Here is an 18,661-nt window from a genome sequence, read left to right as displayed (position 1 = left end):
CTCGCTTCCCCGTGAACGGTCCGCGCGAGGGCGTCAGACCCAGGTCCCCCGGTCCTCAAGCACCTTGCGCAGCGTGTCGATGTGATCGGTCATGATGCCATCGACGCCCAGGTCCAGCAGCCGGTGCATACGTTGCGGTTCGTTCACGGTCCACACGTGGACGTGCAGCCCGCGCGCGTGGGCGGCGCGCACGAACCGGTGGTCGACCACGGGCACCCCGGACTGTGCCTGGGGCACCTGTGCCGCGACCGCCGAGCGGCGCACCGAGGCCGGGACGCCCCAGGACCGCAGCCGCAGCCCCAGGACGCCGCTCGCGCCGTACGAGGTGGCCAGGCGCGGCCCGGCGAGGCGCTGGGCGCGGGCGACCCGGGACTCGGAGAAGGAACCGACGCAGACACGGTCCCAGGAATCGGTGCGGGCGATCAGATTGAGGAGAGGGTGGAGGGCGGGCTCCGCCTTGATGTCGACGTTCCAGCGGACCTCGGGAAACGCTTCGAGAAGATCCTCGAAGAGGGGTACCGGCTCGACGCCCGCCACGCGCGCGTGCCCGATGTCCTTCCACGGCAGGTCCGCTATCCGGCCCGACCCGTCGGTCATCCGGTCCAGGGTCGAGTCGTGGAAGGCGACCAGCTTGCCGTCGAGCGTGGCGTGGACATCGGTCTCGATGTAGCGGTAGCCCGACTCCACCGCCCGCCGGAACTGGGTCATGGTGTTCTCCAGGCCGTCGGCCGCCCCGCCCCGGTGGGCGAAGGCGATCGGGCCCGGATGGTCGAGGTAGGGGTGGCGTACGAGGGCGGTCACCCGGGCAGTATGGCCCGCTCCGATGGACCGGTGGCAACGACCGTGCTGCCGGATTCCGAGGGGACGGCGAACATGCGCAGGAAGAGCTGGGCGAGCGGGCCGATGGAGAGGGCGTAGAGGAGAGTGCCCACGCCGACCGTGCCGCCGAGGGCGAAACCGGTCGCCAGCACCGCCACCTCCACGGCCGTCCGCATCAACCGGACCGAGCGTCCCGTACGGCGGTGCAGTCCCGTCATCAGGCCGTCGCGCGGGCCCGGTCCGAAACGGGCCGCGATGTAGAGGCCGGTCGCCACGCCGTTGAGCACGATCCCTCCGACGAGGAGGGGTATCCGTACGGCCATGGTGTGCGCCTCGGGCACCAGGGCCAGGGTGGCGTCCATCGCGATGCCGACCACGAAGACGTTGGAGACCGTGCCGAGGCCAGGGCGCTGCCGTAGCGGGATCCACAGGAGCAGCACCATCGCGCCCACGATGATGGACACCACGCCGATGGTCAGGCCGGTCAGCTCCGCCAGGCCCTGGTGCAGCACGTTCCACGGTTCCAGGCCGAGTCCTGCCTCCACGAGGAGCGCGGAGCTGGCACCGTACAGCGCGAGGCCGGTGTAGAGCTGGGTCAGCCGTCGGCCCAGACGGCGCTGTGGATGGTCCCGCGGGTCATGTCGCCGATCCTGCCGCGGGTCCTGCTGCGATTCGTGCTGCGATTCGTGCGGCGGCTCGTGCTGTGTGGGCAAGGCTTCCCCCTGGTGGTGCCGGTGGCCTGATGCATGACACTCTGTGGCTTGGAGAGTGCAGCCATCCATGGCCAATTCGGGGAAGGTGGACTGGAAATCATGGCGCAGTGGACTTCAGCGGTGGGAGCGGCCCAGCTCGCACGGCTGCTCACCTCGCAGCAGGAGCGTCCCGCCGGCCCCGGCACCCGCCGCCCGCCCGCCTACCGTGCGCTCGCCGACGGGATCCGGCTGCTGGTGCTGGAGGGCCGCGTGCCCGTGGCCGCCCGGCTCCCCGCGGAGCGCGAGCTGGCCCTGTCCCTCTCCGTCAGCCGGACGACCGTCGCGGCGGCCTACGAGGCACTGCGCACGGAAGGGTTTTTGGAGTCCCGGCGGGGAGCGGGCAGCTGGACCGCCGTGCCGGCCGGGAAGCCGCTTCCCGCACGCGGACTCGAGCCCCTCCCGCCCGAGGCGCTCGGCTCGATGATCGACCTGGGCTGCGCGGCTCTGCCCGCCCCCGAGCCCTGGCTCACCCGGGCCGTGCAGGGCGCGCTGGAGGAACTGCCGCCCTACGCCCACACGCACGGCGACTACCCGGCCGGACTGCCCGCGCTCCGCTCCATGCTCGCCGACCGCTACACCGCGCGCGGCATCCCCACGATGCCCGAGCAGATCATGGTGACGACGGGAGCCATGGGCGCCATGGACGCGATCTGTCACCTCTTCGCGGGCCGCGGGGAACGGATCGCGGTGGAGTCGCCGTCGTACGCCAACATCCTTCAGCTGATGCGGGAGGCGGGGGCGCGGCTGGTGCCGGTCGCCATGGCCGACGGGCTCGCCGGGTGGGACATGGACCGGTGGCGGCAGGTCCTGCGGGACGCGGCGCCCCGGCTCGCGTACGTCGTCGCCGACTTCCACAATCCGACCGGCGCGCTCGCCGACGATGACCGGCGGCGGGGGCTCGTCGACGCGGCGCGGGGGGCCGGGACGGTGCTGGTCGCCGACGAGACGATGAGCGAGCTGTGGCTCGACGACGAGGTGGAGATGCCGCGTCCCGTGTGTGCGTTCGATCCGGCGGGGTCCACGGTCATCACGGTCGGGTCGGCCAGCAAGGCCTTCTGGGCGGGGATGCGGATCGGGTGGGTGCGGGCGGCGCCGGATGTGATCCGGAGTCTCGTCGCGGCGCGGGCCTATGCGGATCTGGGGACGCCCGTGCTGGAGCAGTTGGCCGTGAACTGGCTGATGAGTACGGGAGGTTGGGCGCAGGCCGTGGGGATCCGACGGGAGCAGGCGCGGGGGAACCGGGACGCGTTGGTGGCCGCGGTGCGTCGGGAGCTGCCGGACTGGGAGTTCTCGGAGCCTCGGGGTGGGCTGACCCTGTGGGTCCGTACCGGGGGCCTGTCGGGGTCGAGGCTCGCGGAGGTGGGGGAGCGGGTGGGTGTTCGGGTGCCGTCCGGGCCCCGCTTTGGGGTTGACGGGGCGTTCGAGGGGTATGTGCGGCTGCCGTTCACCGTGGGGGGAGCGGTCGCCGAGGAGGCGGCCGCGCGGTTGGCCGCGGCCGCGCGGTTGGTGCGGGACGGGGCGTCGGGCGGGAGCGAGGGGCCGCGGACGTTCGTGGCGTGAGACTCGGCCGGGCTGCGCCCACCCTCCCTGCTCTCGGCTTCGCTCGAGCGGGAGGTGCACCCGTCGCCCCCAGCGGCACGGCTGTCCGCGGTCGGGCGGGGAGCCTCAGGTCTCGGCCACCGCGGCTTTCGCGAGCGAGTCCGGTGGGGTCGTGTGTGGCGGGAGGAGGGCCAGGACCGCCTGGCGGTGTGGTTCGGGCGTGTTCTCGTCGTAGGGGTCCGGGGTGGTGGGGACCTGGAGGCGGAGGGTGGGAGCGGGGCCCAGACGGGCGTAGCCGCGACCCGGGGGGACGTCCGGGGTGGGGGTGGTGGGGGGTGCCGTGCCCAGGACCGCTTCCACTTGCTCGGGGGAGGCGGGGCCCAGGACCACGCGCGCGCGGGTGTGCCGGCGTACCGCGTCCGTGAGGGTGTCCAGGTGGTCGAACTGTTCGGTGATCACGACGGTGACGTTGACCGCCCGGCCGTGGCGCAGGGGGACCTGGAGGAGTGACTGCGGGTCGCTCCGGCCGTCGGCCGCGGCGAGGTGGGTCAGCACGCTCGGGCGGTCGAGAAGGAGCCAGAGGGGCCGACGGATGTCGTCCGGTGCGGATTGCCCCGCCTGGCGGGCCCGGTTCGTGGCGATCAGTCGGCGCTCCGTCTCCTGGGAGGCCCACTCCAGGCTCGCCAGGGCTCCGGAGAGACCGCACTCCACGGCGAGGACCCCGTCGCGGCCGGTGAGGCAGGCGTACTCGCCGCTGCCGCCGCCCTCGACGATGACGACGTCGCCGTGCTGGAGGGCCTGGAGGGCGATCGAGCGCAGGAGGGTCGTCGTACCGCTGCCCGGTTCGCCCACGGCCAGCAGATGCGGCTCGGTGGAACGCAGGCCGGTGCGCCAGACGACCGGCGGCACGTCGCGCTGCTCCTCGCCGGAGGAGAGGGGAAGGGTGCGCTGGACGTGGACGGCGTCGGTGAAGCCGAGGACCGTCTCGCCCGGGGCCGTCACGAAGCGCTGGGCGGTGATGTCGGTGGCGAGCGGGGGGAGGACGGCCACGGTGAGTTCGTTGCCTTCCTCGTCCCAGGTGAAGCGGTACTCACGGCCGCGGCCCGCCTTGGCGTGCAGCAGCTGCTCGATGCGCGCGCGGGCCTCCGGCTCGCCGTCGGTGAAGTACGCGGGGTAGCGGATCAGCAGATGACAGACGCGGCCCGTGCCGTCGAACGCGTAGGTGGGGAAGGCCTTGTCCCAGGCGCCGCCGTGCGAGTAGAGGGGCTCGGGGTCCTCGGCGGCCGAAAAATAGGGGACCAGGGCCTCGTAGAGGGAGCGCAGACGCTGGGTCTGGGACTCGTCGGGGCCGACGGGCTCCCGGGCGGCGCCGGGCCGGCCCGCCCAGGCTGCCGCCGCCATCAGGGTGATGACGGCGAACAGCAGGCCGTACGGCACCAGGGTCACGACCAGGACGACCGAGGCCGCCAGGAAGAGCAGTGACCCCCGGCGGTCCTTCGGGGTCTCGGCCCATCTGCGCCGCCCGGCGGCGACCAGCCGGCGCAGTCCACGCGTGATCGTGATCAACGGGTGGAGGACGTCGGTGGCGCCGTCGGCGGCCGTCCGGGCCAGTTCCCGGCTCCTGGCGAGGTGCGCGCCGCCGCTGCTCAGAATGCGGGGGAGGGGGACCCGGGCCACGGCTGTCTCCTGGGGGTGCGTGCGGATGGGGACGGGGTCAGAACTTGATCCCACCGAGGAGGCTCGCGAGGCTCTCGCCGCCTGCCGTGATGCTCGGGGCGATGCCCGTGCTGGCGAGGTAGAACCCGAAGAGGGTGACGACGATGCAGTGCGAGGCCTTCAGGCCGTCCTTGCGGAAGAACAGGAAGACGATGACGCCGAGCAGGACGACGCCTGAGATGTTCAGGATCATTTGGGTTCTCCTGGTTGATGGGGACAGTCACCATGAGTTCTTCCAAGGTCACAGCATGTATCCATACGATAAAAGGTGCAACTGGGTGAAATTCCGCAGATTTCGCCTGAGTGGCGGAATCCGCGTTGGGCCGTCCGGGCTGGGCTGTTGCGCACGACGGGACTCGGTGTGATCTTTGCCTCGGCTCTGTCCGCTGATGTGCGCGGGGAGCCAGTACCCTGGCGATTCACCCGTTCGGCTCGAAACGCGATTGTGAGAGGTGGTCCCGGCGATGAGTGAAGCCCCCGACCCGGAGGTCGTGGAGCTGGCGACCAGGATCTTCGATCTGGCCCGACGGGGCGAGACCGAGGCGCTCGTGGCGTACGTCGACGCGGGGGTTCCGGCCGATCTCACCAACGACCGCGGCGACTCGCTCGTGATGCTCGCCGCGTACCACGGTCACGCCGACGCGGTACGGGCCCTCCTGGCCCGTGGCGGTGCGGCCGACCGCGTCAACGACCGGGGCCAGACCCCCCTCGCCGGGGCGGTCTTCAAGGGTGAGGAAGGCGTCGTCCGGGTCCTGCTGGACGGCGGGGCCGACCCGGTCGCGGGCACTCCGAACGCGATCGACACCGCCCGGATGTTCGGCAGGAACGAACTGCTCGAACTGTTCGCAGCACACTGATCCACAAGTTCTGACCAGGTAAAACACGAAAGACGGGGGAGGCGGTACGGGGCCGCCGGATATTTCGGTCGCGGTAGGAAGAACCGCCGGGTCATCATGACGTCGTGATTCACGGACATGATGGCTGGGCAGCTGTTGCCGCACCGCGTGGGCCGTGATGCGGTCCGCATGGGCCACCGACGAGAGGCAGAGGAAGATGGTCTACAGCAAGCAAGAGACGGCGGGCGCCCCGACGTGTTGTCACGCGGCCAGGTAAAGCAAGATCCCCGGTTGCGTCGACGCTTGATGTGAGGCTGTTTCCCATGTTCGAACCGGTCATAGCGCCCAGCGGTACGCTGCTCGGCCTGCTGCAGCGGGGCCGCGGCGACGGCACCCTGCACGCGCTCACCGCCCCGAGGGCCGAGGCGCTCGCGGCACTGAACCACTGTGTGCTGAGCGACCCCCGCCACGACTGGCAGGTGGAGAACCGCTCCCTCTACTACGCCCGTCTCTACCTCGACCTGAGCGGTGAGCTCGACGAGATCGAGCGGCACCTCTTCGACGCCGAGGACGTGCTCGACACCTGCGAGTCACGCACCGGACTCGCCCTCGCGGTCCTCGGGCATCTCGCCTCGTACGGCAGGCGGGACGCGCTCGAACTGCTGCGCGGGTACGCCGCCGTGGGCACGAGCTGGGCCTGGGCCCTCGACGAGCTGGCCCTCAGGGACGACGACGAAGGGCTGCGCGCCCTCGCCGAACCCGTCCTGGCCCGCTTCACCACCGATCCGGAGGGCGAGGCCGAACTGGCCGCCGCCGTCCGCGACGCCTTCGAACCCCGGCCCTGGCGGCTGTGGGCCGACGATCCCCGCGACGCGATCTCCACCCGCGTGCGTGCCGCACAGGAGACCGGTTCCTTCGACCGCTGGCAGCGCCAGATGCGCCCGAGCGGACCCCGGCCGGGCTGGAGCGTCAAGGCCGTGTTCGAGTGGGCCCAGCAGGGCATCGAACGCGGAGCCGTCCTCCATGTGCCGGCCGCCCGCTGTCTCACGGCCGTCGCCGGCCCGGAGGACCGGCCCGAGATCCTCGTCGCCGCCCGCTCCGGGGACGACGGCGCCCGCTGCACCGCCTTGCGCTACCTCGCCGACGGCAACGATCCCGACGCCCTCGAACTGATCGAGGGTGCCGTGAGCGACGGAACGACGATGGTCGTGGAGGCCGCCGTCGACGCCTTCGAACGGATGCGCAGCATGGCAGCCGTCGACCGGGCGCGCGGCTGGGTGCACCGGCCCGACCCGCTGGGCGCCGCCGCCGGACGCATGCTGGCCTGCCTCGGCGGAGCCAAGGACAGCGACCTGGTGCTGGGCGCGCTGCGGGAGGCCGTACGCGGCGAGGGGCCCGACGCGCCGACCCTGTGGACGCTCGTCGACGGCACCGGCCGTCTGGGCATCGTCTGCGCCGCGCCTGTTCTGCGCCACATCTACCGCGAGACCGCTTCCTCCCACCTCCGTGGCCGCGCCGCCCGCGCGCTCGCCGCCACCGACCCCTCCTTCCCGGCCGGCTTCGCCGTCGAGTGCCTCTGGGACTGCGAGGAGACCACCCGCGAGATCGCCGCCCGGCACGCCGAGACGGGTGACACGCGAGTCGTCGACCAACTCCGCCGGCTCGCCGCCGACCCGGCCGAGGAGGCCGAGGTCCAGACAGCCGTACGCAGCCGAATCGGCCCGGACATGCCCGCAATGTGAACACCGGGTGGCTCGGACGTCAGGAGGGCATGGACGCGGCCTGACCTGGACATGTGTGCAGCGCAACGCTCATGGGACGTTTCCCGCCCGGAAAGATCCACGTTGACGCGGCCACGTCCAGCACGACGACAACACGGGTATGCGTGTCGTCATAGTGACCGAGTCCTTTCCCCCCGATGTGAACGGCGTGGCCCACTGCGCCCTGCAGACCGCGCGCCACCTCGTCGCGCGGGGGCACGCCCCGCTCGTCGTGGCCCCGGCCACCTCCCAGGGGGCCGGAGCCGACCTCCAGGCGCCGTGCCCCGTCGTCCGCGTTCCTTCCCTTCCGCTCCCTGGCTATCCCCAGGTCCGGGTCGCCCTGCCCAGCCGCCGGGTCGCCGCGGCGATCGTCGAACACCGGGCCGACATCGTCCACCTGGCCAGCCCCTTCGTCCTCGGCGTGCGAGGCATGGCGGCCGCCGGCCGCCTGGGTGTCCCCGCCGTCGCCATCTACCAGACCGACCTCGCCGGATACGCCCGCACCTACGTCCACGCCGGCGAGACGGCGGCCTGGCGGCGCATCCGCTCCGTGCACGCCGCCGCCGACCGCACCCTCGCCCCGTCCAGCGCGGCCCTGCGCGACCTGGAGGCACACGGGGTCCCCCGGGTCAGCCTGTGGCCGCGCGGGGTGGACACCGCCCGGTTCCGCCCCGAGCTGAGAGACGAGGCGCTGCGCCGCGAACTGGCGCCCGACGGTGAGCTGATCGTCGGCTACGTCGGCCGCCTCGCCCCCGAGAAGCACATCGAGTTGCTGGCCGAGGTGTGCGGCCTGGACGGCGTACGGGTCGTCGTCGTGGGCGACGGGCCCAGCGAGCCAGGCCTGCGCGAGGCCCTGCCCGGAGCCGTCTTCCTCGGCCGCCGCACCGGCGACGAACTCGCCCGGATCTTCGCCTCGTTCGACGTCTTCGCCCACACCGGCCCCTTCGAGACCTTCTGTCAGACCGTGCAGGAAGCCATGGCCAGCGGGGTTCCCGTCGTGGCGCCCGCCGCAGGAGGCCCGCTGGACCTAGTCGCCCACGGGCGCACGGGGCTCCTGGTCCCGCCGCGCGACGCGGCCGCAGTACGCGACGCCGTGTGGTCCCTGGCCGCCGATCCGGCGCTCCGGGCCGCGTACGGTTCCGCCGGGCGGGCCATGGTCGAGGGACGCACCTGGGCGGCCGTCGGCGATCAGCTCATCGGGCACTACGCCGATGTGCTGGCGGCGCGGACGGCGGTGGCGGCATGAGCGGGGCCGCCGACCAGAAGCTGCGGATCGTCCGGATCGCCAACTTCGTCGCGCCCTCCTCGGGCGGTCTGCGGACCGCGTTGCGGGAGCTGGGCAAGGGGTTCGAGGCGGCCGGGCACGAGGCCGTTCTCGTCGTGCCCGGTGAGCGCCACACCGACAGCGCGACCGAGCAGGGGCGGGTGATCACCCTGCCCGGGCCGCTGCTGCCGGGGACCGGTGGCTACCGCGTCCTCACGGACAGGCGGCGGGTGGCCGGCCTGCTGGAGTCGCTGGAGCCCGACCGGCTGGAGGTCTCCGACCGGACCACGCTGCGCTGGACCGGGGCGTGGGCCCGGCGGGCCAGGGTGCGCGCGGTGATGGTCTCGCACGAGACCGCCGACGGGGTGCTGCGGACCTGGGGGCTCTCCGAGGGGATGGCCCGGCGGGCGTCCGACGCCCTCAACGTCCGTACGGCCCACACCTACTCGAAGGTGGTCTGCACGACCGAGTTCGCGGAACGGGAGTTCGTGCGGATCGGCGCCCGGAACGTCGTCCGGGCGCCGCTGGGCGTCGACCTCGTGGGACGGCACCCCGCGCTGCGGGACCCGGCGCTGCGCGAGCGGCACGCGCGCGGGGACGAGGTCCTGCTGGTGATGTGCTCCCGGCTGTCGGTGGAGAAGCGGCCCGCGACGGCGCTCGACGCGCTGGAGGCGCTGCGGCGGCGCGGGCGCCCGGCCGTACTGGTCGTCGCCGGGGACGGGCCGCTGCGCGGCAGGCTCGAACAGCGGGCGAAGGAGCTGCCGGTGACCTTTCTGGGGCATGTCGGAGACCGCGGCACGCTGGGCGCCCTCCAGGCCTGCGCCGACGTGGCCCTGGCACCCGGGCCCGCCGAGACGTTCGGCCTCGCCGCGCTGGAGGCGATGGCCTGCGGGACGCCCGTGGTGGCCAGCTCGTCCTCCGCGCTGTCGGAGGTGGTCGGGTCGGCCGGGGCCACGGCCCCCGACAACGGGGCGTCCTTCGCGGACGCCGTCGAACTGCTGCTGGACCGGCCCGAGGGCGACCGCAGGGAAGCGGCACGCGCGCGTGCCGAGTGCTTCGGCTGGCAGACCGCGGTGGACGCGTTCCTCGCCGCGCACGACGCGGCCGTCGGGCGCCCGGTCCCGGTGCGGGAGGGCGTCGGATGAGAGCCCTGCGGTTCGTGGCCCTCGGCGATTCCCTCACCGAGGGCGTGGGCGACCCCGTCGAAGGCGGTTGGCGGGGCTGGGCCGCGCTGCTCGCCGACGGGCTCGGACCGGGCGTGGAGTTCACCAACCTGGCCGTCAGCGGCTCCCAGACGCGCGACGTGCTCGACCGGCAGCTGTCCGCCGCGCTCGCGCTCCGCCCCGACATCGCCTCCGTCGTCGTCGGCGTCAACGACACCCTGCGCCGCACCTTCGACATCCACGCCGTCGCCGCCCGCCTCGACGAGATCTACGGGGCCTTCCGGGAGCGGGGCGCGGTGCTGCTCACCGCGTGTCTGCCCGATCCCGGGGCGATGCTCGGCCTGCCCGGGGCGCTCGCCAGGCCGCTGGCCCGGCGGCAGCGGGCCGTCAACACCGTCGTGCACGCCCTGTCCGAGCGCCACGGGGCGGTCCATCTGCACGCCTCCCAGGGCGCCTGGCTGACGGATCGCGCGATGTGGAGCGCGGACCGGCTGCACCCCGGTGAGCGGGGGCACCGGCAGCTCGCCGTCCGCTGCCACACCCTGCTCACGGAGGCGGGGATCGCCACGGGTCCCGCTCCTTCCGCCGCGCCGGAGCTCGCCGTGCCCACGTGCGGCGCCAGTCTCCGGTGGCTGGCCACCGCGGGGACGGGCTGGGTGGCCAGGCGCTGCACCGACCTGCTCCCGCAGCTCCTCACCCTCGCCGCCGCCGAGGTCCGCCACAAGGCCCGCGGCACCAGCGCCCGGCTCGACCTGTCCGCCTCCCACGCGGTCGCGTCGGCCCTGGCGGCGCTGTCCTCACCGGATCGGCGGCCGGAGGTGGCGTGAGGCGGCACCCGGGGGAACGGCGCCGGTCAACTGCGGTGTCGTACGGCGACGAACCGCACCGGTGTGCCCGGCACGGCCTGGGCCGCGCCGGGCAGGTCCGCCGGGTGGACCACCGCGATCACCGGGTAGCCCCCGGTGGTCGGGTGGTCGGCGAGGAAGACGACCGGGCGGCCGTCCGGCGGCACCTGGACGGCGCCCAGCACCATTCCCTCGCTGGGCAGCTCACCCGCCCGGGAGCGCTCCAGGGCGGGCCCCTCCGTGCGCAGCCCGATGCGGTTGCTCGCCGAGGAGACGGCGTAGGGGCGCCTGGTGAGGGTGCGCAGCGCCGCGTCCGTGAACCAGCCGTCGCGCGGGCCCAGGGTGACGCGCAGGACGAGCTCCGAGGGGGGCGCCGGGTGCGGGACGACGTCCACGCGCGCGTGGAGGTGGCTCGGGCGGCCGAGCGGGAGCACAGTGCCGTCCGTCAGCGGCGGCGGGCCGAGGCCGGACAGCAGGTCCGTCGAGCGGCTGCCGAGGACCGGCTCCACGGTCACACCGCCGCAGACGGCGAGATAGCCGCGTACGCCGGAGCGGGCGGCCCCGACGTCCAGCACCGCCCCGCCGGGGACCCGTACGGGCGCACCCCAGGCCACCGGGCGGCCGTCCACGGTCACCGGGCAGGGGGCGCCGCCGACGGCCACGGTGACCGCCGAGCGGGGCCGCACGGAACAGCCGTTGAGGGTGGTCTCCAGGACGGCCGCGTCCGGGGAGTTGCCCACCAGACGGTTGACCAGGGCGGCCGCCGGTGCGTCCAGGGCGCCCGAGCGGGGCACGCCGAGGTGGGCGTGGCCGGGGCGGCCCCGGTCCTGGACGGTGGTCAGGGCACCGGCCCGGACGACGACGAGAGCGCGGTCGGTCACGGCACCGCCACCGGTGTGAAGCGGACCCGGGTGCCAGGCGCGAGCAGAGCGGCCGGCACGCGCGCGTGGTCCCACAGAACGGCGTCCGTCGTACCGATCAGCTGCCAGCCGCCGGGGGAGGAGCGCGGGTACACGCCGGTGTACGGGCCTGCCAGGGCGACCGACCCCGCGGGGACGGCCGTACGCGGAGTCGCCCGGCGCGGGACCTCGCGGGGCAGCCCCGTGAGGTAGCCGAAGCCAGGGGCGAAGCCGCAGAAGGCCACGCGGTACTCGGCCGCCGCGTGGATGCGCGCCACCTCGGCCACGTCGACACCCCAGTGGGCGGCGACGTCCGGCAGATCGGGGCCGTCGTACCGTACGGGGATCTCGACGGCTTCCTCCGCGCGCGGGGGGACGGGCGGAATGTCCCAGGAGGCGAGGCGCCCGGCGAGGCGTGACGGGTCGTCGAGGCCGTCCAGGAGGACCGTACGGGCGGCGGGGACGATCTCGGCCGCCGACAGGTCGCCCGTCGCGCGGCGGCGCAGCAGCTCGGCGTGGAGCGCCTCGGCCTCCTCGCCCGTGCCCACCTCGATCAGCAACGCGCGGTCCCCGACCGGGAGCGCCCTCATGAGAACGCCTCCACCCGCACGCCCGTCGCCGCCAGCTCGGCCCGCACCCGCCGGGCCAGCTCCACCGCGCCCGGCGTGTCACCGTGCAGGCAGAGGGAACGGGCCCGGACGGGGACGCGCTCCCCGGAGCGGGAGACGACCGTGCCGGAGAGGGCCAGGCCGAGGGACCGCTCCACCACGGCGTCGGCGTCCGTGATCACGGCACCCTCCTGGCCGCGCGGCACCAGAGTGCCCTGGCCGGTGTAGGCGCGGTCCGCGAACGCCTCGGTGACGGCGGGCAGCCCGGCTCCCTCGGCCAGTTCGAGGAGGCGTGAGCCGGGCAGGCCGAGGACCGGCAGCGTGGCGTCGGCGAGGAGCACCCCGGCGACCACCGCCGCCGCCTGCTCCTCGTCGTGCACGACCCGGTTGTAGAGCGCGCCGTGCGGCTTCACGTACGACACACGCGTGCCCGCCGCGCGGGCGAAGACCTCCAGGGCGCCGATCTGGTACGCCACCTCGGCCGTCAGTTCGGCGGGCGGCACGTCCATCGCGCGCCGCCCGAAGCCCGCCAGGTCGCGGTACGAGACCTGGGCACCGACCCGTACGCCGCGCCCGGCCGCCAGCTCGCAGACCCGCCGCATGGTGACCGCGTCCCCCGCGTGGAAGCCGCAGGCCACGTTGGCGCTGGTCACGACGGACAGCAACTGGTCGTCGTCGGTCAGCGTCCAGCGGCCGAAGCCCTCGCCGAGGTCGGCGTTGAGATCGATGGAGCTCATGAATGCCATTCTCCCGCTTGTTCGTCATAGGACGCGTGTTCGTCAAAGGACGCGGTACTGCTCATCGCGGGCGTCGGTCAGGAACATCTGGCCCGGTGCGTGGGTGATCGCGAACGGTGGGCGCGAGGCCATCACCGCGGCCTGGGGAGTCACCCCGCAGGCCCAGAACACCGGGATGTCGTCCGGTTCGGCGACCACCGGGTCGCCGAAGTCCGGGCGGGACAGGTCCGCGATGCCGAGGCCCGCCGGCTCGCCGCAGTGCACCGGGCCACCGTGCACGGCCGGGAGCAGACTGCTCTCCCGGATCGCGGCCGCCAGGTGCTCGGGCGGCACCGGACGCATCGACACCACCATCGGGCCGCGCACCCGCCCGGCGGGCCGGCACGCGCGGCCGGTGACGTACATCGAGACGTTGCGGCCCTGCTCGATGTGGCGCATCGGAACGCCCGCCTCGGTCAGCGCCCACTCGAAGGTGAAGCTGCACCCGATCAGGAACGACACCAGGTCCTCCCGCCAGACGTCCACCACGTCCGTCGGCTCGGCCGTCAACTCGCCGTGCTCCCACACCCGGTAGCGCGGCAGATCCATGCGCAGGTCCGCGCCCTCAGCGAGCGGGGTCGTCCACGCCCCGGCGTCCGTGACGTCGAGCACGGGACACGGCTTGGGGTTGCGCTGGCAGAACAGCAGCATGTCGTACGCCCAGTCGGCGGGCACCGAGATCAGGTTCGCCTGGGTGTGCCCGGCGGCGACCCCGGCGGTGGGGCCGGACACGCCCGAACGGAACCGGGCACGCGCCTCTTCGGGGGTCCACGCGTGCGCGCGGGGGTCGACGAGGGTCAAGGGGCGGTCCGCCGGACGGTCGTGCTCGCCGCGGGCCGAGAGGCGGTCCTGTGTGGTCATGTGGTTCACACGAGTTCCTTTCCGCGTGTTTCCGGGAGACCGAGCAGGGCCACCGCCGCCAGGCCGTAGCCGATCGCACCGAAGACCAGCGCGCCGCCCACGCCCCAGCTGTCGGCCAGGAAACCGACCGTGGTGGGGAAGACGGCGCCCACCGCGCGCCCGGTGTTGTAGGTGAAGCCCTGCCCGGTGCCCCGGACGGCCGACGGGTACAGCTCGCTGAGGAACGAGCCGAAGCCGCTGAAGATCGCCGACATGCAGAACCCCAGCGGGAAACCGAGCACGAGCAGCAGGGTGTCGGCGCCGCTCGGGATGTTCGCGTAGGCCAGGATGCACAGTGCCGAGAGCACGGCGAAGAGCCAGATGTTCCGCCGACGGCCCAGCCGGTCGGTGAGATAGCCGCCGGTCAGGTAGCCGATGAAGGCGCCGGAGATCAGGAAGGTCAGGTAGCCGCCGGTACCGACGACCGACAGACCCCGCTCCGTCTTCAGATACGTGGGAACCCAGGTCGCCAGCGTGTAGTAGCCGCCCTGGACACCGGTGGAGAGCAGCACCGCGAAGACCGTGGTGCGCAGCAGGCCCGGCGTGGTGGCCGTGCCCGGCCGGAAGATCGCGGCGAACGAGCCCTTCTCCGGGCTCTTCTCGCGTGCGGCCGCGGCCTGCGGGGCGTCCTCGACCGAGCGGCGCACCCAGATCACGAGCAGCGCGGGCAGCGCGCCGGTCCAGAACATCACGCGCCAGGCCAGGTCGTCGTCGAGGAAGGTGAAGACCGTCGTGTAGACGATCACGGCCAGTCCCCAGCCCACGGCCCAGGAGCTCTGGATCGCGCCGAGCGTACGCCCCCGGTGCTTGGCGCTCGCGTACTCGGCGACCAGGATCGCGCCGACCGCCCACTCACCGCCGAAGCCCAGCCCCTGCAGGGCGCGGAAGACCAGCAGGGTCTCGTAGTTGGGCGCGAAGCCGCAGGCCACGGTGAACACCGCGTAGGTCACCACGGTGATCATCAGCGCCTTGACCCGGCCGATCCGGTCCGCGAGCACGCCCGCGGCGGCACCGCCGATCGCCGAGACGACCAGGGTGACCGTGGTGAACAGTCCGGTCTGGCCGTTGTCCAGGCCGAAGTAGGCCGTGAGCGCGACCATGCTCAGCGGCAGCGTGAAGTAGTCGTACGAGTCGAGCGCGTAGCCGCCGAACGCGCCGCCGAAGGCGCGGCGGCCACGCGGACCGAGGGCGCGCAGCCAGCCGAACGCGCCGTCGTCGCCGGCCGGTCCGCCCGTGTCGGGCAGGTCCGTGGAGGTAGGGGCCTGGGAGGGAGGGATCGTACTCATGGGCACCTCGCGGTGAGGGGGAGGGTGCGTGAGATCTGAGCCGTGTCGTGCGGGAGCGGGAGCGGGTGGCGCCGGGGGCCGAGCGGGTGCGGCGCCTGCCCAGCAAGGTAGAGGATCGTTGAACGATCCCTCAATACCCATGTTGTCTCGTTCTTGTCTCTGCGGTTGAATTCCGGGCATGGCCGCCGAACTGACCGGACTTGCCGACGACCGCGCCCTCCTGGGGCGCACCAGCACCGCCGAGCGGGTTTCGGACATCCTCCGGAGCCGGATCGCCGAGGGTTTCTTCCCGCCCGGGACACGGCTGTCCGAGGACAGCATCGGCGGCGCCCTCGGCGTCTCCCGCAACACCCTCCGCGAGGCGTTCCGCCTGCTCACCCATGAACGGCTCCTCGTCCACGAGCTCAACCGCGGTGTCTTCGTGCGGGTGCTGACCGTCGAGGACGTCGAGGACATCTACCGCACCCGCCGCCTCGTCGAATGTGCCGTCGTACGCGGCCTCGGGGCCCCGCCGTACGGCCTCGGCGGGCTCGCCGAAGCCGTCGCGGAAGGGCAGCGGGAGGCTCGTGAAGGTGACTGGAAAGGTGTCTCCACCGCCAACATCCACTTCCACCGCGAACTGGTCGCCCTCGCCGGCAGCGCCCGCACCGACGAGCTGATGCGCAGTGTCTTCGCCGAACTCCGGCTCGCGTTCCACGTGGTGGACAATCCACGCAAGCTGTACGAGCCGTATCTGGCGCGGAATCTCCTCATCCTGCAGACGCTGCAGCAGGGGGACCGGGACGAGGCCGAGCGGATGCTGGCGGCCTACCTCGACGATTCGCTGAAGAACCTGGTGGACGTGTACGGGCGACGGGTCGCCGACATCCCCTGAGACGCCGTGCCCGGCCCCGCCCGGCCGAACGATTTGGGTCGTTGTCAGACCCAGGACCTAGTCTGTGCACCGTGACTTCACCCGCATCGACGGACCGTGTTCCGCCGCAGCTCGGCGCGGGGCCGCGCCCCGCGCCGGGCCCGGCCGCCGACGAGGGACTGGCGCGGCGGCTGCGCGCGCTCGCCTGCACCGCGCCGCTGCACGACCTGGACGCGCGCAAGGCCAACCTCGCCGGTGAGTACTCGGTGTACGGCATGGCGGAGGTCGCCCTTTCTGCCATCGACCTGGTCACACTGAACATGGACTTCGACACGGGCGCGGACCACGACCAGGTCGTCGCCCGCCTCATCCCGCGCATCGCTGCCCAGGCCCCGCGGCGGCCCGTCGAGGAACACGAGCGGGTCGCCCGCTGGGTCCTGGAGAACCTGATCAACGTCGGCAGTGTCGACCGCGGCTTCCGGGCCGTGTACGGGACGTTCGCACCCGACGGCACCTATGTCCGCCGCGACTACGACTTCAAGCTGATCGAGGAGGTCCCCGGCTACGGGGGCGGCGTCTACCTCCGTACGACCGACGAGGCCGTCAACGTCCTCGTGGGTGCCCTCGACACCGATGTCACCAGCGCCCAGATCGCCGCCGAGGTCAAGCTGGAGGTCCTGATCAGCCGGGGCCGGCTCGCCGACGCGCAGCTCGCCGCCGAGCAGGCGCGCTACCGGACCGTGCAGTACTCGGAGACGCTGCGCAGGGCGCTGGACGCCACCCGGCGCAACGTCCGTGCGGTCGACTGGCTCCAGACCGTGCCCGACATGATCGCCGAGGCGCTCGACCACGTCGCCGACCGCTACCGCCACGAGAACGCGATCCTCACCAACATCCGCAAGGCCCGCGACGAGTCCGAGGAGCCCGAGCACAAGCGGCGCGCCGCCGAGCTCGTCGACATCGTCAAGGACTGCATCCGACGGCATACGCAGCTGCAGTCCCGGCTGCTGGAGGCCGGTCCGCTGTTCCGCGCGGAGCAGGACCGGCAGGCCTTCGCCACACCGATGACGACCTCGGGGACGGATCTCTACGGGCACCTCCTCGCGCCGCTGCTCCCGCTGCCCGTGGAGCAGGCCCGGCGGGTGACCGACGCGTTCTTCGCCCGCGGGACGGGGCTGCGTACGCCGGGGTCCGTACGGGTGGGGGACCTCGTCGATCTGCTGTTCACGCCGCCGGTGGAGCGGGAGCACCTCGGGGCGGAGATGCCGGAGCCGGATCTGATCGCGACGCCCGACGACAGCCGGTTCAGCGAGGAGCAGTTGGCTGCGGCGAAGGTGCTGCTGGATCTGCCCGCGGACGCGCCTCGGCGGTTGTCGGGGCTGCTGGCGCAGGCGCGGCTCCAGGATCCCGAACTGCCGTATCTGGTCGCCCTGTTGGCTGTGCACGCCGCGAGTCCGCCGGTCGGTACGGCTTATCGGCAGGGCGAGGAGAAGCTGTTGTTCGCCGTTGACGACGGGACGGAGCTGGACGATCCCGAGTTCGGCGGGGCCGATCTGATCGTGGGGATGGCCTTGCTGGATGCGGCGGGGATGGCAGCGGATCGGGAGGCGGCGTGAACGCTCCGCCGGCAGAGCCGGAGAACCGTCGGTCGTGTGTCGGCTGCGGGCCGTCCGTGGCTGATCGCGCAGTTCCCCGCGCCCCTGACCCTGCCGTCCCGCCCTCTTGCCATGAGATCAAGGAGTTCCTGCCGTGAGTGAGCATGTCGAGTGGAGCGAGCCGGAGACGGCTGCCGCTCCGGTGGCCGCCGCCCTCACTCCCGCCGACGCCGCCGACGCCGCCCGGCTCGTCGCCTTCGGACTCCAGCCGAAGCTGCAGCCCGCCCGGGACCAGGAGTACGGGGAGCTGCTGCGGCGGTATCGGGAGGATCCGGCGTTCGCCAGACTCGCCGATGCCGTGGCCACCGGGCTGGGGCTGGTCGTGCTTGAGGTGTCGCCGCGGGCCGGGATGGCGGTGACGGCGGCAGAGGACTCGGTGTTCGCCGTGCGGATGGGCGACTACGCGCGGCGGACGTCCGCGGACTCGGTGGACCGGTTCCTGCACGGCCTGGCACATCTCGCCGTGGCCGCGATGGCGTTTCCGCGGCCGGAGGACCTCGCGGACGACGGATACATCGGGCGCGTGTCGGTCAACGGGGTCGACGCCTTCGTACGGCAGGCCTGCCGGCGGCTGGAGGAGCGGGCCGAGGAGCAGGGGGAGAACACCGACCCGGCGACCGACGCGCCGAGCCTGGAGTCGGCCTGGCGCATCTGGGCCAGACGCAGCTCCACCGGGGCCACCAAGGACGCGCGCCGGCTGGCCGGGTCCACCACCGGCATCATCGGCAAGGCGGTGGGCTTCCTGACCGACTCGGGGTTCCTGCAGCGCACCGGGGACGACAACGGCGGTACGTATCGGACGACCGCGCGTTATCAGCTCCAGGTACGGGACATGGCGGGCAGCGCCGCGATGGCCGAACTGCTGGAGCTGGGCATCGTGCCGGTCACCGACGGCTCGGCCACGCTGCTGCCCGCCGAGGAGAGCGACGACCTGGAGCTGGTGGCCGACGCCGGCCTGCCGTTCCACTCCTGATCACCACGACCACCCGC

18 protein-coding genes are annotated in these 18,661 nt (G+C 73.1%); 9 read left to right on the top strand and 9 right to left on the bottom strand.

Translation table 11 applies throughout. The annotated features are described in order from the left end of the window. Positions 1 to 33: 33 nt before the first annotated feature. On the bottom strand, positions 34 to 801 hold the full coding sequence (locus tag OG858_RS07775) for a glycerophosphodiester phosphodiesterase (RefSeq protein ID WP_086752351.1): 768 nt from the start codon (positions 799 to 801) through the stop codon (positions 34 to 36). Further along, positions 798 to 1,430 (bottom strand): membrane protein YczE, encoded by a 633-nt coding sequence (gene yczE / locus OG858_RS07770; protein WP_086752353.1) that lies wholly within the window; start codon positions 1,428 to 1,430, stop codon positions 798 to 800. Before yczE ends, OG858_RS07775 begins: the two co-directional genes overlap by 4 nt. Before the next feature lie 201 nt (positions 1,431 to 1,631). Here yczE and OG858_RS07765 point away from each other — a divergent pair, with 201 nt between their 5' ends. Next, the gene (locus tag OG858_RS07765) at positions 1,632 to 3,131 is read left to right on the top strand and encodes an SCO1417 family PLP biosynthesis transcription factor (RefSeq protein WP_319067408.1); all 1,500 of its coding nucleotides are present in this window, start codon (positions 1,632 to 1,634) and stop codon (positions 3,129 to 3,131) included. Positions 3,132 to 3,236: 105 nt separating this feature from the next. Here OG858_RS07765 and OG858_RS07760 read toward each other — a convergent pair whose 3' ends face one another. Together OG858_RS07760 and OG858_RS07755 are read right to left on the bottom strand one after the other, a co-directional pair. After that, on the bottom strand, positions 3,237 to 4,787 hold the full coding sequence (locus tag OG858_RS07760; protein ID WP_327743553.1) for an ATP-binding protein: 1,551 nt from the start codon (positions 4,785 to 4,787) through the stop codon (positions 3,237 to 3,239). A 37-nt stretch (positions 4,788 to 4,824) separates the two neighbouring features. Then, complete coding sequence (locus OG858_RS07755) at positions 4,825 to 5,019, bottom strand: hypothetical protein (protein WP_005485586.1); 195 nt, start codon at positions 5,017 to 5,019, stop codon at positions 4,825 to 4,827. Between the two features lie 271 nt (positions 5,020 to 5,290). On the opposite strand from OG858_RS07755, the gene OG858_RS07750 reads away from it, so the two are divergent. From OG858_RS07750 to OG858_RS07730, 5 genes are all read left to right on the top strand, one after another. Beyond that, complete coding sequence (locus tag OG858_RS07750; RefSeq protein ID WP_086747158.1) at positions 5,291 to 5,683, top strand: ankyrin repeat domain-containing protein; 393 nt, start codon at positions 5,291 to 5,293, stop codon at positions 5,681 to 5,683. 302 nt (positions 5,684 to 5,985) lie between these two features. After that, the gene (locus OG858_RS07745) at positions 5,986 to 7,404 is read left to right on the top strand and encodes a HEAT repeat domain-containing protein (protein WP_086747159.1); all 1,419 of its coding nucleotides are present in this window, start codon (positions 5,986 to 5,988) and stop codon (positions 7,402 to 7,404) included. A gap of 139 nt (positions 7,405 to 7,543) precedes the next feature. Further along, on the top strand, positions 7,544 to 8,668 hold the full coding sequence (locus OG858_RS07740) for a glycosyltransferase family 4 protein (protein ID WP_319067411.1): 1,125 nt from the start codon (positions 7,544 to 7,546) through the stop codon (positions 8,666 to 8,668). Beyond that, positions 8,665 to 9,831 (top strand): glycosyltransferase, encoded by a 1,167-nt coding sequence (locus tag OG858_RS07735; protein ID WP_086750414.1) that lies wholly within the window; start codon positions 8,665 to 8,667, stop codon positions 9,829 to 9,831. The genes OG858_RS07740 and OG858_RS07735 overlap by 4 nt, the downstream gene beginning before the upstream one ends. Beyond that, complete coding sequence (locus OG858_RS07730) at positions 9,828 to 10,676, top strand: SGNH/GDSL hydrolase family protein (protein WP_086750413.1); 849 nt, start codon at positions 9,828 to 9,830, stop codon at positions 10,674 to 10,676. Before OG858_RS07735 ends, OG858_RS07730 begins: the two co-directional genes overlap by 4 nt. Before the next feature lie 26 nt (positions 10,677 to 10,702). On the opposite strand, the gene OG858_RS07725 is transcribed toward OG858_RS07730, so the two are convergent. Genes OG858_RS07725 through OG858_RS07705 form a run of 5 tightly spaced genes read right to left on the bottom strand, consistent with a single transcriptional unit; the run spans position 10,703 to position 15,163 of the window. Then, positions 10,703 to 11,575 (bottom strand): 5-oxoprolinase subunit C family protein, encoded by an 873-nt coding sequence (locus tag OG858_RS07725; RefSeq protein ID WP_319067412.1) that lies wholly within the window; start codon positions 11,573 to 11,575, stop codon positions 10,703 to 10,705. Beyond that, on the bottom strand, positions 11,572 to 12,183 hold the full coding sequence (locus OG858_RS07720; protein ID WP_086750411.1) for a 5-oxoprolinase subunit B family protein: 612 nt from the start codon (positions 12,181 to 12,183) through the stop codon (positions 11,572 to 11,574). Before OG858_RS07720 ends, OG858_RS07725 begins: the two co-directional genes overlap by 4 nt. Next, positions 12,180 to 12,938: a LamB/YcsF family protein gene (locus OG858_RS07715; RefSeq protein WP_327743552.1), complete on the bottom strand. Its 759-nt coding sequence runs from the start codon at positions 12,936 to 12,938 to the stop codon at positions 12,180 to 12,182. The genes OG858_RS07720 and OG858_RS07715 overlap by 4 nt, the downstream gene beginning before the upstream one ends. Before the next feature lie 42 nt (positions 12,939 to 12,980). Continuing rightward, entirely contained in the window at positions 12,981 to 13,838 is an 858-nt protein-coding gene (locus OG858_RS07710; RefSeq protein ID WP_319318621.1) for a putative hydro-lyase, read from the bottom strand. A 5-nt stretch (positions 13,839 to 13,843) separates the two neighbouring features. After that, positions 13,844 to 15,163: an MFS transporter gene (locus OG858_RS07705; protein ID WP_327743551.1), complete on the bottom strand. Its 1,320-nt coding sequence runs from the start codon at positions 15,161 to 15,163 to the stop codon at positions 13,844 to 13,846. Positions 15,164 to 15,341: 178 nt separating this feature from the next. Between OG858_RS07705 and OG858_RS07700 the strand changes: the two genes are divergently transcribed. The 3 genes from OG858_RS07700 to OG858_RS07690 all read left to right on the top strand — a co-directional run bounded on the left by OG858_RS07700 (position 15,342) and on the right by OG858_RS07690 (position 18,644). Further along, the gene (locus OG858_RS07700; RefSeq protein ID WP_319067416.1) at positions 15,342 to 16,037 is read left to right on the top strand and encodes a GntR family transcriptional regulator; all 696 of its coding nucleotides are present in this window, start codon (positions 15,342 to 15,344) and stop codon (positions 16,035 to 16,037) included. A gap of 71 nt (positions 16,038 to 16,108) precedes the next feature. Then, positions 16,109 to 17,632, top strand: a complete 1,524-nt coding sequence (locus OG858_RS07695; protein ID WP_086753635.1) for a hypothetical protein — start codon at positions 16,109 to 16,111, stop codon at positions 17,630 to 17,632. Positions 17,633 to 17,765: 133 nt separating this feature from the next. Then, the gene (locus OG858_RS07690; RefSeq protein WP_046702519.1) at positions 17,766 to 18,644 is read left to right on the top strand and encodes a hypothetical protein; all 879 of its coding nucleotides are present in this window, start codon (positions 17,766 to 17,768) and stop codon (positions 18,642 to 18,644) included. The last annotated feature ends 17 nt before the right edge of the window (positions 18,645 to 18,661 follow it).

Origin of the sequence: Streptomyces europaeiscabiei, from assembly GCF_036346855.1 — a bacterium.
In the GTDB taxonomy this organism is placed as follows: Bacteria; Actinomycetota; Actinomycetes; order Streptomycetales; family Streptomycetaceae; genus Streptomyces; species Streptomyces europaeiscabiei.
Note: the sequence above shows the minus strand (reverse complement) of the source record. Positions and strands in the feature narration are given on the sequence as shown.